The sequence below is a fragment of the Pseudoalteromonas sp. H103 genome, from assembly GCF_001469205.1.
GTDB lineage: Bacteria > Pseudomonadota > Gammaproteobacteria > Enterobacterales > Alteromonadaceae > Pseudoalteromonas > Pseudoalteromonas carrageenovora.
Genome location: NZ_LOFG01000015.1, coordinates 405,289 through 421,312 on the forward strand (window position 1 = coordinate 405,289; position 16,024 = coordinate 421,312).

Consider the following 16,024-nt stretch of genomic DNA (forward strand, 5'->3'; position numbering starts at 1 on the left):
TTCTAAAGCTCTCAATATGAGAGCTTTTTTATTTTAAGGACGTAAATAAATGTATTTCTCTCGGTTGTTTTTTTTGTTGATTTTAATATGTTCGTTCAATGTAAGTGCGGTTAAAGTGGAGCAATCTGTTTTATCTGCTTACGCTAAACATTCACAATTTATTGATATTAAAATATCGCCATCGGGTGATTATATCGCATCAACATCACGTAATGATGAAGGTGTGATTAGCTTAACGGTATTAGATTTAAATAAAAATGAAATTATATCCGTAACACGAGGCAAGGGTAATGAATCTGTAAGTACATTTACATGGTTAAATGAAGAAAGATTATTACTTACTATGGCAAGAGAAGTCGGATCTTTTGAGCTACCAAGACCCACTGGTGAACTTATAGCAATGGATGCAAATGGTAAAAGAAAAGTTATCTTAACAGGCCCTCGTTCTAAAACTGGGGATATTAGGTTCTCATCTATTATTGATATTTTACCTACTGAACCAGATCAAGTGTTGATTTATAGCGTGGAATGGACTGCGTCTGAGCCATATTTAGACTTATATAGAATGAAAGTAACTACTGGTCGTAAACGTAGCTTAGGTAGGGTTCCTATGCGAGTTTACAAAGGAAGCGGTGTTGCTGTTTACACTAATAAAACTGGCGAACCATTAGCAGCTCAAGGCATCGATCCTAATAGAGATAATAAAGCAGTACTTATGGCCCGTTTAAGTGTTGATGATGATTGGAAGGTTATACTCGAAACTAATCAATATGAAGGCTCTTTTACTCCACTAAAATTTATTGATAATGAAACTTTAATAGGTTTAAGTGATTTAGAAACGGATACACAATCAATAGCAACATTAAACATAAGAACTAAGAAGCACACGGTGCTGGCATCACATAATGAAGCTGATTTAACCCCTGTGTTCAGTGTTAAAACAGGCCAAGCAGATGAGATAGTCGCAGGGGCATATGAGTATGATGAGGTAGGTATCGTATTTCTCGATGATGTAGACGATCCTGCAAATCAGGCTCTTATTAAGAGCTTAATGGGCACTTTTAAAAATCAAAATGTACGTGTAACTTCTTCTACGTACGACAATAAAACAATGATATTGAGTGTTTCATCAGCTAATACCCCTCAAAAGTTTTATGTGTATGATAATGAAAAACGTAAACTTTCAGTATTAACAGCGAGCAAACCATGGCTAAAATCTTCTTTAGTTCCGAAAACACAAATCATTACTTATAAAAATCGTGATGGTGACCTTTTAACAGGGCTTTTAACGTTACCGAAAGATAAATCAACTAATTTACCGCTTATCTTATTACCTCACGGTGGCCCACATGGAGTTCAAGACTCAATAGCAAATTTGAATTCAGATGTAAAAGTACTCTCTAGCCACGGGTACGCTGTTTTTCAGCCAAACTATAGAGGCTCAGGTGGATATGGTCGCTCATTTTTAACGAGCGGTTTTAAAAACTGGGGGACATCTATGATTGATGACATGACTGACGGCACTCGAACACTGATAAAACAAGGTATTGTCGATAAAACCAGAATGTGTGTTTATGGCGGTTCTTATGGTGGTTATGCAGCACTTCAAAGTGTTATTAGAGAGCCAGAACTGTATAAATGCACAATAGGTTTTGTAGGTGTTTATGATTTAGATTTAATGTACACCGAGGGTGATATTAAAGAGAATGAATCAGGTACTAATTATCTAGATACAGTATTACCCTCAGGTAATGCAAGAATTGCTCAATCACCAGTACATAATGTAGATAAAATTAAAGTGCCTGTTTTTATTATCCAGGGCGAAGAAGATGTTCGAGTACCGAAAGAACATGCGTTTAAGTTAAGAGAAGAGCTTAAAAAGCGCAATATGCCTTTCGAGTGGATGATGAAAAGCGGTGAAGGGCATGGTTTTTATAAGCCAGAAAATAATATTGAGCGTTGGACTGAAATGCTTGATTTTCTTGATAAACACATAGGTAAATAGTTTCTATACTATATAAATAAAGCCACTCAATGAGTGGCTTTTTGTTTTGTAGTTTTTAACTGATAGGGGTTCTTTAAAGCTGTGCTGAGTATATTAAAAGCGTGAGCAATTTTAAGATCTACCTAGCTTAATTTTGATTCAATTATCTTAAATTTTGGTCTTTTTGAAAGCTCAGGTTGCATTGCATACTGAGCTATATCGGACATTTTAGCAAACAGTTCGCTTTGCTTATCTGCTGTGCTAACAGTACTTAGTAAATCCTCAATTAAACACCCAAAAGCGCGGACTTCTATTAATTGTATTTGCTGTTGCTGATATTCGCTAAGCATAGCTAAATTTGTAGCTGCACCAAAATCGCCAAATAAAACGTCATATTGTTCATTTATCATGGTGTTGTGTGCGTAAATATCGCCATGGCTTACGTAATTGTCATGTAGGTGAGTTAGCGTATTTGCCATCTGTTTTGCTATTTTATAAACAGCTTCAATAGGGTAATTACAACCATCATTAAATGTATCGCGCGTACACGTTTCTAAACTTGGTGGTAAACCTAAATTTGTATAATTGGTATCTATTAATTCCATGACTAAGCCAAGCTGTGTGTTTTGCTCTATATAGCTCAATACATTGATTAGGTTTGTATGATTTGAAGCTTGTAGGCAGCAATTTACTTCATCAAGCGGGTAGCCATCACTTGTAATTGCCCCTTTAAAAAGCTTTACCGCCACATTACTATGTTTTGCTTTTGCAAGGTGTATAACGCCCGATGCACCTTGACCTATTACTTTTTTAAGCTGAAAATTTTCAAGCGGGGTATTTTTTAAAGTACTTTTAGTTAAGCACTGAGCTTTATTAAATTCATTACCTGCAAAGGCAAGCCAAGCAAGTTTTGGTAGTTCTAGTAGCCAATCATCGAGTTTTGTTAGGTTGTTTGCAGAGAGCCTCACAAGCTCTAAATTAGTACAGTTAGCCATGCTTGTCGGTAAATATTTTAGGTTATTACCTGCAAGCGCAAGCTTTTTAAGCTGGGTGTAATTACCAAAGTCTTCAGGCAGTTCGCTTAACGTGTTATCGGTGAGTATTAACCACTCAATATGTTTTGGTAGGCTTTTTAGTGCAAACTCTGAAATTTGATTACCTTTAAATGCGACCATAATTAGAGCAGGGCATTTAGCGAGCACTGTAGGAATATGCTTAAACTGGTTAAACGATAAAAACACGCGTTTTAAACGGTGCAAACATGTAAACTCAGCTGGTAAATCAGATAAATTATTATTTGATAAATCGAGTACTTCTAAGGTATCTGCAAGGGTAAATATTTCAGGTGGAAATTCAGTCAACTCTTCAACGAGTTGTAAATGTGTTACGCCATTCAACTTACCAGCTTTAAGCTCCGCAAGGGTATTCATAAATTTTCAAAAGCCTTTTAAAATGAAAAAGCCAACATCTCTGTTGGCTTAAATTTAAACTATAAAAAGTTTAGAATTGTGCGTTATGGTAAACGTTTTGTACGTCGTCACAGTCTTCAAGCATAGCTAAAAAGCGTTCCATTACTTCAACATCTTCACCCTCAATAGGCGCTTCAATTTGTGGAACAAAGGCAATTAAATCTTCGTCAAATTCTGTAACGCCCATTTCTTCAAGTGCTGTGCGTGTGTTGTTGTATTCAGTATGCGGAGCAAAAACAGTTACTTTGCCGTCTTCTACTTCTACATCTGTTACATCTACATCAGCCATCATTAATGCTTCAAGTACTGCTTCGTCGTCATCACCGTCAAAAACAAAAATAGCGAGGTGATCAAATAAATGTGAAACCGAGTTTTGTGCACCAATTTTAGCATTTGCTTTAGTAAAACAAACACGTACATCAGCAAAAGTACGTTTGTTGTTGTCGGTTAAACAATCAACAATAATCATACAGTTACCTGGGCCGTAGCCTTCGTAACGAGTTGCGGCGTAATCTTCACCGCCACCACCTTTGGCTTTATCTATAGCTCGGTCAATTACGTGTGCTGGTACTTGGTCTTTTTTAGCGCGTTCAATTAAACGGCGTAGTGCTAGGTTACCATCTGGATCTACACCACCGTTTTTAGCGCATATGTAAATTTCTTTACCGTACTTAGAATAAACTTTAGTTTTAGCACCCGCAGTTTTAGCCATTGAATCTTTTTTGTTTTGGTAAGCTCTTCCCATCTGCGTTTCGCCTTAATGTATTTAAATAATAGAATAAAATTGCAAGGCCGTATTCTAAAGGTAAAGCGGCGTTATCGCCAGTAAATGGCTGTAATTAACCTAAACTGTGGATAACAAACCTATCTCTAGCAGCTATTTTAAGCGCTAACTGCTTTGAATTTACTTGCAATAGGCTAGTAACTCTCTTAACCAAAGTTCGGTTAATTAATCTTCCTGCTGCTGTAATTGCCACATTTGTGCATATTGGCCATTCTTTAATAAAAGTGCTGAATGCGTGCCTTGCTCAGCCAGTTCACCTTTGTTAAATACCAGTATGTTATCGGCGTCTATAATGGTTGAAAGCCTATGAGCTATCACCACGCTGGTATGGTTTTGAGTAACTGCACGCATTGCATTTAATATTGCTTGTTCAGCGTGCGAGTCGAGTGCTGAGGTTGCTTCATCAAATATTAAAATAGGGGAGCGCTTTAAAATAGCGCGTGCAATGGCAATACGTTGTTTTTCGCCGCCTGATACCTTTAAACCCCGTTCGCCAACCAGTGTTTGATCGCCGTTTTCTAATGTTGAGATAAAGTCTTTTAAATGCGCCATTTCTATTGCTTTATCTATTTCAGAATCGCTCGCTGAGGGTCTGCCATAGGCAATGTTTTCTCGTATGGTGGTATTAAATAGCACAGTGTCTTGTGGCACTATAGCAATGGCGCTGCGCAGGCTATTAAGTGTAACTGAATCTATGGCTTGGTTATCTATAGTAATAGTGCCCGAGCTCACATCGTAAAAGCGATAAAGTAACCGTGCTAATGAGCTTTTACCTGCGCCACTTGCCCCTACAACAGCTACTTTACTGCCTGCATTTATTTTAAAGCTAATATCATTGAGTATTGGGCGATTAGCATTGTAACTAAAGCTTACATTATTAAACGCTATGTCGCCGTTAGTAAGTATTAGGTTTTGTGCATTAGGTCGCTCAGTGACTTGTGGCTTTTTATTAAGTAAACCTAGCATGTTTTCTAAATCGGTAAGCGCTCGCCTTATTTCTCTATATACAAATCCCAAAAAGTTAAGCGGTAAAAATAATTGGATCATGTATGCGTTTATCATTACAAGTTCACCAATTGTTAAAGCGCCTGTTACCACTTCTTTGGCGCCTAACCACATAAGCGCTGTTATAGCACTGGCAATAATTAAAGCTTGGCCAGAATTAAGCGCCAGTAACGACATTCTATTTTTTAAACGGGCGGTTTCCCAGTTTGCTAAAAATGAGTCGTATGTTTTGGCCTCAAATTCTTCGTTGTTAAAGTATTTTACAGTTTCAAAGTTAAGAAGGCTGTCTATAGCGCGGGTATTACTTAAATTATCGGCGGCATTTGCCTCACGTATAAAGCGGTTTCGCCACTGCGTTACTGTTACGGTAAAGGTAATATAAATAGCAACCGCTAATAAGGTTATTAACGCAAACCAAACAGAAAATAGCGTCCCAAAAATAATAGCAACGGTGAGTATTTCAAAAAGAGTCGGTACAATATTAAACATCAAAAAGCGCATTAAAAAGCTTAACCCACTCGTGCCGCGTTCTATATCACGGCTTATACCGCCGGTTTGTCTATCTAAGTGAAAGGCAAGCTCAAGCGAGTGTAAATGTTTAAAAACTTTTAAACCAATATCGCGCATAGCGTGCTCTGTTACACGAGAGAACACTGCATCGCGTACTTCGCCTAAAAAAACACTTGCAAACCTAAGTCCACCATACATAAGCAGTAGTAACGCGGGAATAACTAAAATTGGATTAATTGATTTATCTACCGAGTCGATAATTTCTTTTAATGCCCAAGGCATTAAAAGTGTTGCGCCTTTAGCACCTATAAGCGCTAAAAGAGCAATAAATACCCGCCCTTTAAATTTAGTAATGTAAGGCCACAGCGTTTTAATGCTTTGTTTTAAGGTCATGGCATCGGCGCGTTTTTCTGTGGTTTGTCTAGAGCGCATTAAAAGCCTCGGTAAAATTAAATTGAATACTAAATAGATATGTATTGTATTTTAAATACTTGCCCTTATATACTACGCATCCCTTATTTTAGTTTTAAATTAATCATGTTTAAATTTCGTGTGTTTATAACTGCCTTTTTGCTACTTGCTGCACTTTTTAGTGTGCAGAGCAATGCTGCGCAAACAACACAAAATTTAAGCCCAGCTGTAAGTTCACACATTTTATTTACAGATGCCGTTGATATAACTAAAACTAAGTCTGTCACAGAGTCTGCAGGCGTACCTGCACCTAAAAAAACGCATCAAACAGATTTTTCAGCTCACCAGCCACGCCTTACTGCCAACAATTCATCGTTTTTTTTGCACAGTGTACAAAGTGAGCCAGAATACGATGTTGTTTTTGAGTTTTTTGCGCAGCACCTTGTAAGGCAAATATTTTTACGCCCCCAAGCTGTAAATGCTATTCAGCCTTGGTATACACTTGTAACTCATAGTAAAAAGTCGCGGCTCAGTGGCTGGAAAGATGCGAACTTACTCTATAGAGCAGTAACTACCTACCACGCTTAATTTTCCTTATTTAATTTTTATTAGGTTTTAACGTTTTTCGTTTAAGCCTTGAGATTAATTGTACTTTTAAAAAGTACGTTGCCAGTAATTTACTGGCAATAAGGAAAAAACATGTTAAGTGTAAAAAAAGAGCAAAAGCCATTTATGGCTAAATTTAAACTAAGTTATATAGCCATGCTTATTGTGCTGATTTTATTAGCTATTAGCGCATTACCCAACTTATACCCTAATAAATCGTGGTTGCATGTAAGCAACGCGCCACATAGCGAAGCCCAAGTCGTACCAAGCACTAAAGCATTAGTTACTTTTTTAAATAACCAAGGCTTAGAGGTCGAACAAGGCCTTGATAAGCAATCAACTATAAATATTCTGTTAAACGAGCCAACTAAAAGCGCCCAAGCGCAAGCGGCTATAAAGGCGCAGTACCCAAACACGCAAGTTAAAATTGTAGAGCATGCAACCAGTCCACCATGGTTACAAAATTTTGGTTTATCACCAATAAAGCTTGGTCTTGATTTAAACGGTGGTGTGCTATTTGTACTCGACGTAGATCTAGATAAAGCCGTTGATGAGCAATTAGTGAATGCGTATCAGCAAGCTAAGTCAATTATTGTTAAGCAAAAAGCGCACGGTCTTAAAGCGCAGCAAACTGAGCACGGGTTTGAAATAAACGCATTGCCTAATGCAACCGAAAAGTTAACACCTGTTATTGATGAGCTACAAAGTCGCTTTGCTAATTTAGCGGTTACAACAACCAATAACGGCAATGTTAAAAACGCCAAGTTTAGCTACTCAGAGCAAGGGCGCAGCAACTTTGATAAAGAAATAATGAGCCAAACGCTTACTACGCTTCGCTCACGCATTGAAGAATTAGGTATAACCGAAGCTGTAACACAGCGTCAAGGTAAGCAGCGTATACGTATTGAGCTGCCTGGTGTACAAGACCCAACTGAAGCTAAGCGTATTATTGGTGCTACCGCATCTCTTGGGTTTTATCAGTTAAAAGAAATTGGTGGTAAAACATTTAATATACAGTCTGGTGGCACTATAAACCTTGACCCTGTGCCTATTTTTACCGGCGATCACATTAATAATGCAAACATTGGCCGCGACGATTGGGGTAAGCCACTGGTTCAACTTAGCCTAGATGGACAAGGCGGCGATGCCATGTCGGCTTTTTCAAAAGCTAATATTGGTAAGCCTATGGCCACGGTTTACTCTGAGTACTCTCAAAACGCAAGCGGTGAAACCGTTAAAAAAAGCGAAGTTATAAACGTGGCTAATATTGCTCAGCATTTAAGCTCACGTTTTAGCATTACCAATATGAAAAGCCAGCAAGCAGCGGCCGATTTAGCCCTGTTATTACGAGCAGGCTCACTAACCGCGCCTGTAACAATAGTGCATGAGCAAACAATAGGGCCAAGCCTTGGCAGCGAAAACATTAGTAATGGTTTAGCCGCATTAATGCTTGGTATGGGTATTACACTTGCCTTTATGGCGCTGTGGTATCGCCGTTTAGGGCTTATTGCAAACGTAGCGCTGTTGTTAAATTTAACGTCGCTTGTTGGCCTAATGTCGTTATTACCGGGGGTTGTATTAACCCTTCCGGGTATTGCCGGGCTTGTGCTTACTATTGGTATGGCGGTAGATACAAACGTTATTATATTTGAGCGAATTAAAGAAGAGCGCCGTAAAGGGCGTACGCCATACCAAGCAATTCAGGAGGGTTATAAACAAGCCGCAAATACAATATTTGATGCCAATATAACCACTATGATCACCGCGCTTATTTTATACGGCATAGGTTACGGGCCAGTTAAAGGCTTTGCCATAACATTGGCACTTGGATTGATTACTTCAGTATTTACTGGCGTGTACGTATCAAAAGTACTAAGCCAAACGTTATATTTAAAATTGGCTAAAAAAGCAGGAGTAAATGCACATGCTTAACACTTTTTTAAAGGGCGAGGCGGGTACGCGCCTGCGTTTTTATGGCATGCTTTTGAGCGCCATACTTGTACTGCTGTCGGTGTTTACGCTTAGTCAAAAAGGGCTTAATTTTGGCCTAGACTTTACCGGTGGCTACCTAACGGAATTTACCACCAGCCAAGGTGTTGAGCTAAAACAACTTGAGCAATTTATTACTAAAAATCACAATGGCGAGTTTGAGCTAACCGCGCAAGGTAATAGCCATTTTCAACTACGTGAAGCGCCTAGCGATTCAACAGCAAATAGTAATGATTGGCAATCTGCCATTACTCAAAACGCAGATATAAACGCTGAGGTTTTATCATCAGCGTATATTGGCTCACAAGTAGGTGATGAACTGTTTGAACAAGGTTGTTTAGCACTATTTTCAGCTATGGTTGCAGTAATGCTTTATTTAGCGGTGCGGTTTGAATGGCGTTTAGCCGTAGGCTCAGTGGTTGCGCTTGTTCATGATTTACTACTCGTACTGGGGCTATTTTCGCTATTAAGTATTGAGTTTAATTTAACCGTACTTGCCAGTTTACTCGCCATTATAGGTTACTCACTTAACGACTCCATAATAGTGGGTGATAGAGTACGCGAGCTTTTACGTGTTAAATCTAATAATGCGCTTAGCCCCGCAAGTATTATCAATAATGCGATAAAAAGCACCTTAACGCGTACACTTATTACATCGGGTACCACGCTTGCTACGGTTGCCAGCGTTTGGTTACTCGCAGGCGCGCCATTACAAGGCTTTGCCATTGCATTATTTACAGGCATTGTAGTGGGCACGTTCTCGTCTATTTGTATAGCGGCAACCTTGCCAGAGCTATTGGGCTTAAGCGCTAAAAACTACGAAGAAAAACTAGATGTAAAAACCCAAGCATTAATGGATATGCCATAAATGCGAGTCTTAATAATTAAGTAAACATAACGGCGCTTAAAATAATGGTTTTAAGCGCCTTATAACGTTAAAATTAACCATATAGTTTACAGCATTGGTTATTAGCGCTCCCTCATGAATAAAGCCCACGTAATAGAACACCTTAAATTTGCACTTGAAGCACAATTAAATAGTGCAAAACAAGCAGCAAAAGCTGCGCACGACGCCGCCACTCACGAAGAAAGCGTTGCAGAAACGCAGTACGATACCCTAGGGCTCGAGGCTGCTTATTTAGCACAAGGGCAAGCTGAGCGTGTAAACGATTGCTACAAAAGCATTAAACAATTTGAAGCCATTTTTAAAGAGCCCACTCACAATAAAGTGATTATAAGCTCTCTCGTCTGTTTGGAAGATGAAAGCGCCTTACAAAAATGGTTTTATTTAGGCCCAGCCGCAGGCGGCTTAACGGTTGAAGTGAAAGGGCTAACTATTCAAGTTGTTACTCCTGAAGCCCCACTGGGTAAACAGCTTTTAGGCAAACAGCTTGATGATGAAGTAAGCCTAACCATTGCAGGAAAAAGCCATGAATATGAAGTGGTAGAAATTTTATAAAACATTAGTTTTATATGTAGGTCGGATAAGCGAAGCGCCATCCGACAAAGCCATATCAATACAATAAACGCTTATACTTATAAATTAATTGTCGGATGGCATGGCTTCGCCATTTATCCGACCTACGTCAATGTTGTATATATCCTAAATTTGCGCTTTATTTGTCTAATGCGTAACAAATAATACAATGGATATGCAATGCAATATCGTCGTAATTATGTAAAAGGTGGGACGTACTTTTTTACAGTTAATTTGCTCGATAGGAATAAATCGTTGTTGGTTGAGCATATCGATTTATTAAGAGAGTCTATCCGTTTTGTTAAATCTCATAGGCCATTTTATATAGATGCATGGGTTGTGCTGCCCGATCACCTTCATGCAGTTTTAACTTTACCAGATGATGATGTGGATTATTCGAGTCGCTGGCGAGAAATTAAAAAGCGATTTTCAAAATCACTCCCAAAGACAGAGTTTTTAACTCAAACAAGAAAACGTAAAAATGAGCGAGGAATTTGGCAACGCCGTTTTTGGGAACATACCATCAGGGATGATAATGATTATTGGCACCATGTTAACTATGTTCATTTTAATCCTTTAAAGCATGGTCTAGTTAGTCGAATAGTTGATTGGCCTTATTCAAGTTTTCACAGAGCCGTAAAGCAAGGGATTTATACGAATAACTGGTGTGGCGAAAAGATATAAATTATTTGTAGGTCGGATAAGCGAAGCGCCATCCGACAAAGCCATAGCAACATAATACACTTTAGCTTTGTACAAAAGTCTGTTGTTGAATGAAATAACTTTTGCCTTTATTACGCGTCGGATGGCATGGCTTCGCCATTTATCCGACCTACGAATTAGCCTTTTTCACAAATTTCGCTGTTACCATCATTTCGCCAATGCCATCTACTTTGCAATCTAGCTCGTGATCTTTTTTATCAAGCACACGTCTCACGACCGCTTTGGTGCCAATTTTAATGACTTGTGAACTGCCTTTAATTTTTAAATCTTTGGCTACGGTTACTTTATCGCCATCATTAAGTTGGGTGCCGTTGGCATCTTTAACTGAAATTGCGTCTTCATCGTTTGTACTATTTGGGTTCCATTCATAGGCACATTCAGGGCAAATAAGCAGTTGCTGGTCTTCGTAAACATATTCAGATTGGCACTGTGGGCAGGCAGGGTGTGACATTTATAACGCTCATTTAATATTAATTTTGCGTATTTTAATCTGCATTAAAAGGAAAATATAGTTAATCAATATTTTTTATCTTCACGCTAAAAATATCTCGTTTGTGTGGTTTTTAAAAAGGGCATATAAAGCTGATGTCGCTTAAGCAATTTAAGCGCTAACACTTACAGTAGGTATTTGTTAAAGCACCCATCGTATTAAGTGATACGCGCAATGCCCACTTAGTACGATGGGTGTTTCTATTTATAGTGCTGAGTATTTTATTAGGCATGCTTTTTATATTTCTGACTTAACTAGGAAAAGTCGTGTTTAAAACCTTAATAGTGGTTGATAACAACGAGCAAACACTTGCTCAATCGTTCGAAAATGTAATTACGTTTAATAGTTACTTACGTGATTACCCAAAACATAATGAACCTAAAACTCGCATTATTAATTTATGCGACTCAAGCCAATACTTGAGTAAGGGTTATTATTGCTCTTTGCTTGCTGAGGCGCGCAAACACCAAGTGTTACCCAGTGTTAAAACAATAAATGCGCTTCGTAGCGGCCAAGCTCCTATGTTAAATGTTGGGCAAATTGATGGCGAAATTTACTTTGGTAATGCGCTAAACGAATTACAAAGTAAAGCGGCTAAATCGGTATTTAAGCAATACCCAGCGCCTATTTTATATGTAGATGAGCAAGGCTTATTGCAACAGGGCTCGCTAAGTTCTTTAAACGAGGAGCAATATAGCAATTTTGTAGCAAAACTAAATACGTTTACCCAAACACAATGGCGCATTGGAAATGTGCAGCGCCGTTTTAGATGGGATATGGCAATACTTGTTGATCATAACGAAAAAGTACCACCGAGTGATAAAGATGCCATTGCCCGTTTTATAAAAGCAGCTGCTAAACATGGTATTAATGCGCAAGCACTCAGTTTTGATGAAATAGACAATATTGCCCAGTTTGATGCGTTATTTATTCGCCAAACTACAGCGATTGACCATCCAACGTATCGCCTTGCAAGCAAAGCGCAAAGCCTAGGTTTAGTGGTAATTGACGATGCTGAATCTATTTTACGTTGTTGTAATAAAGTATATTTACACGATGCATTTAACTACCAAAAGGTGCCGAGCTTAAAAACGGTTGTAGTGGCTGATCTATCAGCGCAAACGCTTGAGCAATTAGAAGAGGCGTTTACCTATCCGCTGGTTTTAAAAATGCCTGAAGGGTCGTTCTCTAAAGGTGTATTTAAAGTTGCAAACCGCAGTGAGCTTGAAGCTAAATTAACCGAACTGTTTGAATATAGCGCATTGGTACTTGCACAAGAATACATGTACACAGAATACGATTGGCGAGTAGGTGTATTAAATGGCCGCGCTATATATGCGTGTCGCTACTTAATGGCACGTAACCATTGGCAAATTTATAATCACGATGCTAAACGGTTTTTCTCTGGTGGTTTTGAAACGCTACCTACCTTTGAGTTACCAAAAGCCGTATTAGAGGCCGCTTTAAAAGCGTGCAAAACAGTGGGTAAAGGGTTATATGGCGTAGATGTTAAAGAGCATCAAGGCAAAGCATATGTGCTTGAAGTAAATGACAATCCAAGTATTGATCACAAAGTAGAAGATGGCTATTTAGGCGACGAACTATACATGATCATTATGGATGAATTTAAACAACGCTTAGAAGCGCGAGGCCGTGGCTAATACATGAGTAACCTTGTTATTCGAAAAGCACTTAGCAGTGATTTAAACGCACTAATAGACGTTGAAAACGCTTGCTTTAATAACGATAAATTGAGCCCGCGTAGTTTAAAGCGCTGGTTAAGTGCTAAGCACGGTATTTTGCTCGTTGCAGAAAATGGCGAGCAAGTATGCGGCTATGGGCTTGTGTGGTGCCATAAAGGCACACGTTTAGCGCGTTTATATTCGCTTGCTGTAAAACCCACAATGCAAGGTAAAGGCATTGCTAAAATGCTATTAGCTGTGCTTGAAAAACAAACCAGTGAGCGTGGGCGAATTTACTTACGATTAGAAGTGGCCGTAAATAACGAAAGTGCTATTGGGCTATACAAAAGCTTGGGTTACAGAGTGTTTGGTCAATATAGCGATTATTATGACGATCACAGCGATGCATTGCGAATGCAAAAAAATATTCGCCAAACGAGTGAGCTAAAAGTAGCGCGATTAACGCCATGGTATCAGCAAACTACCGAGTTTACCTGTGGGCCAGCGGCGTTATTAATGGCAATGGGGGCACTTAAGCCAACAACCGAGCTTAGCCAATCACATGAGCTGGTACTTTGGCGCGAAGGCACCACTATTTTTATGACATCGGGTCATGGTGGTTGTCATCCGTTTGGTTTGGCACTTGCTGCTAATAAGCGCGGCTTTAAAAGCGAGGTCATGGTAAATACCACAGAGCCTTTGTTTTTAGATGGCGTACGCAATGAGAACAAAAAAATAGTACTTGCAACAGTGCATCAACAATTTGTTGATGGTATTGCACAGGCAAATATACCGCTTACGCATAAAGATGTTGAGCTTGAGCATATTGAGCAGTGGTTAAGTCAAGGCTTTAGTGTGCTGTTACTAATTAGCACATACCGGTTTGATGGTAAAAAATCACCTCATTGGGTGTGCGTTACCCACCTTGATGAGCACTGCGTGTATGTTCACGACCCATTTTGTGAGCCAGGAAGCGACAAACAACTCGCAATAGATTGCCAGTACGTGCCTATAGCGCGCAGTGATTTTAGTAAAATGTCAGCATTTGGTAGCCAACGTTTAAGAACCGCAGTAGCCATTGCTAATAATTAATAGGTTTTAAGTAAAGAGTGACTTTTTTAGATTTAATTGATGTAGCCCCTTATTCGTGGGCGGCCATTGGTACCGCCGCTTTTTGCGGTGCCATAATTGGGTTAGAACGGCAATTGCGCGGTAAACCTGTGGGTATTCGTACCTCAGCCTTAATAACGCTGGGCACGTATTTGTTTTTATCCACCGCGTTTAACTTACAAGGCGATGTGATTGATCATTCGCGTGTAGTGGGGCAAATAATTACAGGCATTGGCTTTTTAGGCGCTGGCGTTATGCTTGCAAAAGACGGAGCCGTTGTAGGGGTTACCTCAGCTGCAACCATTTGGGTGCTTGCCTCAATTGGCGTAATGATAGCCACTGACAATCTAGCTGCTGCTATTAAACTTTCAGTGCTGGTGGTCGGTATTTTATACGGTGTAGATGTACTGGAGGCAAAATTTAAAAGCCTAAGCAAAGGGGTACACACTAAAGTAAAAAATTATCAAAAACGTTATTATCGAAAAGAGTTTAACGACCCAGAACGCCACTGATTTAACGCCACTAATTTAGTGGCGTACTACGTTAAAATGTATTAGTTAAAGCGTGACTGCTTGATACTCTATTGCCTCGTTAATAGGCGCAGGGCGACCAATAAAATAGCCTTGTACGTTATCTACATTTAGTTTTCTGAGTGTGAAAAGCTCATCTTCATTTTCAATGCCTTCCGCTACAATTGAGCAGTTAATTGCTTTTGCAAAACCACATAACGCCTTTGCTAATAAAAACTTTCTACGGTCGTTATTTATATTTTGGGTAAGGCTAATATCAAGTTTTATAATATCGGCTTCTAACTCTAATATATGCTGAAAAGACGAAAACCCAGCGCCTACATCGTCTATGGCCAGCTTTACGCCTTTTGCTCTTAATGGCTCAAGTGCAGAGCGCATAGCCTGGTAATTTGTAATAGGAGAGTGTTCAGTCACTTCTAATATTATTCTGGTGCAATCTACATCATTTAATACGTTATTAATTGCACCCGATAATATATGCGCTGGCGATGTATTAATGGTTATGTAGGCATGGGGGGCAAGCTCATCCATGCAGTGCAGGGTATTTTGTATAGCAAGCATTTCTAGCGCTTCACCTAGTCCTAAGTTGTCGGCATCTTTAAACCATACATCGGGTGTTTTGTAAGGTTCAGTAAAAAATCGAGAAAGCGACTCATAACCCGATAGCCGGTTAGTCGCTAGGTTAAAAATGGGCTGAAAATAAATAGTGATGGCTTTTGTTTTTATAATATTTTCAATGAGTATTTTTGTTTCAATACTTAATGTATCAGATTGTGCTTTTTGCTCTATTAGCTCGCTAGCAAGCTCTGATATTAGTTTTAAAAACGCCAAATCTTTATTATCTAAATTGTTATCAAATATCGTTTTATAGCAGCAAAAGGTACCGTAAATTTTACCTGATGCTAAAACTATAGGTACACCAATATATGAGCCAATATTTAATTTTTTTGTGACCGGCATAGCCTTAGTTATTGGGTGTTTATGCGTGTTTGGTATGATAGGTTCAAGGTCGTTATCTGAGATTTTTTTGCAATATGTTTGGCAAATGGGGTCTGAATTACCAACTGCTACACAGGTGTTGTTGGTTTGGTTATCGACCACTTTAAAAACGCGATCTGTTTTTGTAAACTCCGATATAAACGCAACATCCATTTTAAGATGTTTGCGCACAAGCGAAAGAAGGCGAAATAGTTTTTCGTCGATAGAGCCATCACTTTGTTGCTCAAAAAGCTGTTTTTTTATTTCATCGCTCAT

At 39.0% G+C, this 16,024-nt stretch carries 14 protein-coding genes; 9 read left to right on the forward strand and 5 right to left on the reverse strand.

Annotated elements, in window-relative coordinates; genetic code table 11:
- Positions 1-49 precede the first annotated feature (49 nt).
- Positions 50-2,005 carry an alpha/beta hydrolase family protein gene (locus tag ATS74_RS11615; protein WP_058549055.1) on the forward strand — a complete coding sequence of 652 codons (1,956 nt, stop codon included), beginning with the start codon at positions 50-52 and terminating at the stop codon, positions 2,003-2,005.
- 122 nt (positions 2,006-2,127) lie between these two features.
- On the opposite strand, the gene ATS74_RS11620 is transcribed toward ATS74_RS11615, so the two are convergent.
- The 3 genes from ATS74_RS11620 to ATS74_RS11630 form a co-directional block, all read right to left on the reverse strand.
- Entirely contained in the window at positions 2,128-3,414 is a 1,287-nt protein-coding gene (locus ATS74_RS11620) for a leucine-rich repeat domain-containing protein (RefSeq protein ID WP_058549056.1), read from the reverse strand.
- 70 nt (positions 3,415-3,484) lie between these two features.
- Positions 3,485-4,198 carry a YebC/PmpR family DNA-binding transcriptional regulator gene (locus tag ATS74_RS11625; protein ID WP_058549057.1) on the reverse strand — a complete coding sequence of 238 codons (714 nt, stop codon included), beginning with the start codon at positions 4,196-4,198 and terminating at the stop codon, positions 3,485-3,487.
- 204 nt (positions 4,199-4,402) lie between these two features.
- Positions 4,403-6,184 (reverse strand): ABCB family ABC transporter ATP-binding protein/permease, encoded by a 1,782-nt coding sequence (locus tag ATS74_RS11630; protein WP_058549058.1) that lies wholly within the window; start codon positions 6,182-6,184, stop codon positions 4,403-4,405.
- Between the two features lie 105 nt (positions 6,185-6,289).
- On the opposite strand from ATS74_RS11630, the gene ATS74_RS11635 reads away from it, so the two are divergent.
- From ATS74_RS11635 to ATS74_RS11655, 5 genes are all read left to right on the forward strand, one after another.
- On the forward strand, positions 6,290-6,751 hold the full coding sequence (locus ATS74_RS11635) for a hypothetical protein (protein ID WP_058549059.1): 462 nt from the start codon (positions 6,290-6,292) through the stop codon (positions 6,749-6,751).
- Positions 6,752-6,862: 111 nt separating this feature from the next.
- The gene (gene secD / locus ATS74_RS11640; RefSeq protein ID WP_058549060.1) at positions 6,863-8,701 is read left to right on the forward strand and encodes a protein translocase subunit SecD; all 1,839 of its coding nucleotides are present in this window, start codon (positions 6,863-6,865) and stop codon (positions 8,699-8,701) included.
- On the forward strand, positions 8,694-9,626 hold the full coding sequence (gene secF, locus ATS74_RS11645; RefSeq protein WP_058549171.1) for a protein translocase subunit SecF: 933 nt from the start codon (positions 8,694-8,696) through the stop codon (positions 9,624-9,626). The genes secD and secF overlap by 8 nt, the downstream gene beginning before the upstream one ends.
- 114 nt (positions 9,627-9,740) lie before the next feature.
- Positions 9,741-10,217, forward strand: coding sequence for a GreA/GreB family elongation factor (locus tag ATS74_RS11650; RefSeq protein WP_058549061.1), 477 nt, complete (start codon positions 9,741-9,743; stop codon positions 10,215-10,217).
- Positions 10,218-10,415: 198 nt separating this feature from the next.
- The gene (locus ATS74_RS11655) at positions 10,416-10,919 is read left to right on the forward strand and encodes an REP-associated tyrosine transposase (RefSeq protein ID WP_058549062.1); all 504 of its coding nucleotides are present in this window, start codon (positions 10,416-10,418) and stop codon (positions 10,917-10,919) included.
- A gap of 148 nt (positions 10,920-11,067) precedes the next feature.
- Here the strand turns inward: ATS74_RS11655 and ATS74_RS11660 are convergent, their stop codons facing one another.
- Positions 11,068-11,409, reverse strand: a complete 342-nt coding sequence (locus tag ATS74_RS11660) for a zinc ribbon domain-containing protein YjdM (RefSeq protein WP_058549063.1) — start codon at positions 11,407-11,409, stop codon at positions 11,068-11,070.
- A gap of 305 nt (positions 11,410-11,714) precedes the next feature.
- Between ATS74_RS11660 and ATS74_RS11665 the strand changes: the two genes are divergently transcribed.
- Genes ATS74_RS11665 through ATS74_RS11675 form a run of 3 tightly spaced genes read left to right on the forward strand, consistent with a single transcriptional unit; the run spans position 11,715 to position 14,752 of the window.
- Positions 11,715-13,109 carry a RimK family protein gene (locus tag ATS74_RS11665; RefSeq protein WP_058549064.1) on the forward strand — a complete coding sequence of 465 codons (1,395 nt, stop codon included), beginning with the start codon at positions 11,715-11,717 and terminating at the stop codon, positions 13,107-13,109.
- Between the two features lie 3 nt (positions 13,110-13,112).
- Positions 13,113-14,222, forward strand: coding sequence for a GNAT family N-acetyltransferase/peptidase C39 family protein (locus ATS74_RS11670; protein WP_058549065.1), 1,110 nt, complete (start codon positions 13,113-13,115; stop codon positions 14,220-14,222).
- Positions 14,223-14,239: 17 nt separating this feature from the next.
- Complete coding sequence (locus ATS74_RS11675; protein WP_058549066.1) at positions 14,240-14,752, forward strand: MgtC/SapB family protein; 513 nt, start codon at positions 14,240-14,242, stop codon at positions 14,750-14,752.
- 45 nt (positions 14,753-14,797) lie between these two features.
- Here ATS74_RS11675 and ATS74_RS11680 read toward each other — a convergent pair whose 3' ends face one another.
- Positions 14,798-16,024 (reverse strand): sensor domain-containing phosphodiesterase, encoded by a 1,227-nt coding sequence (locus tag ATS74_RS11680; RefSeq protein ID WP_058549067.1) that lies wholly within the window; start codon positions 16,022-16,024, stop codon positions 14,798-14,800.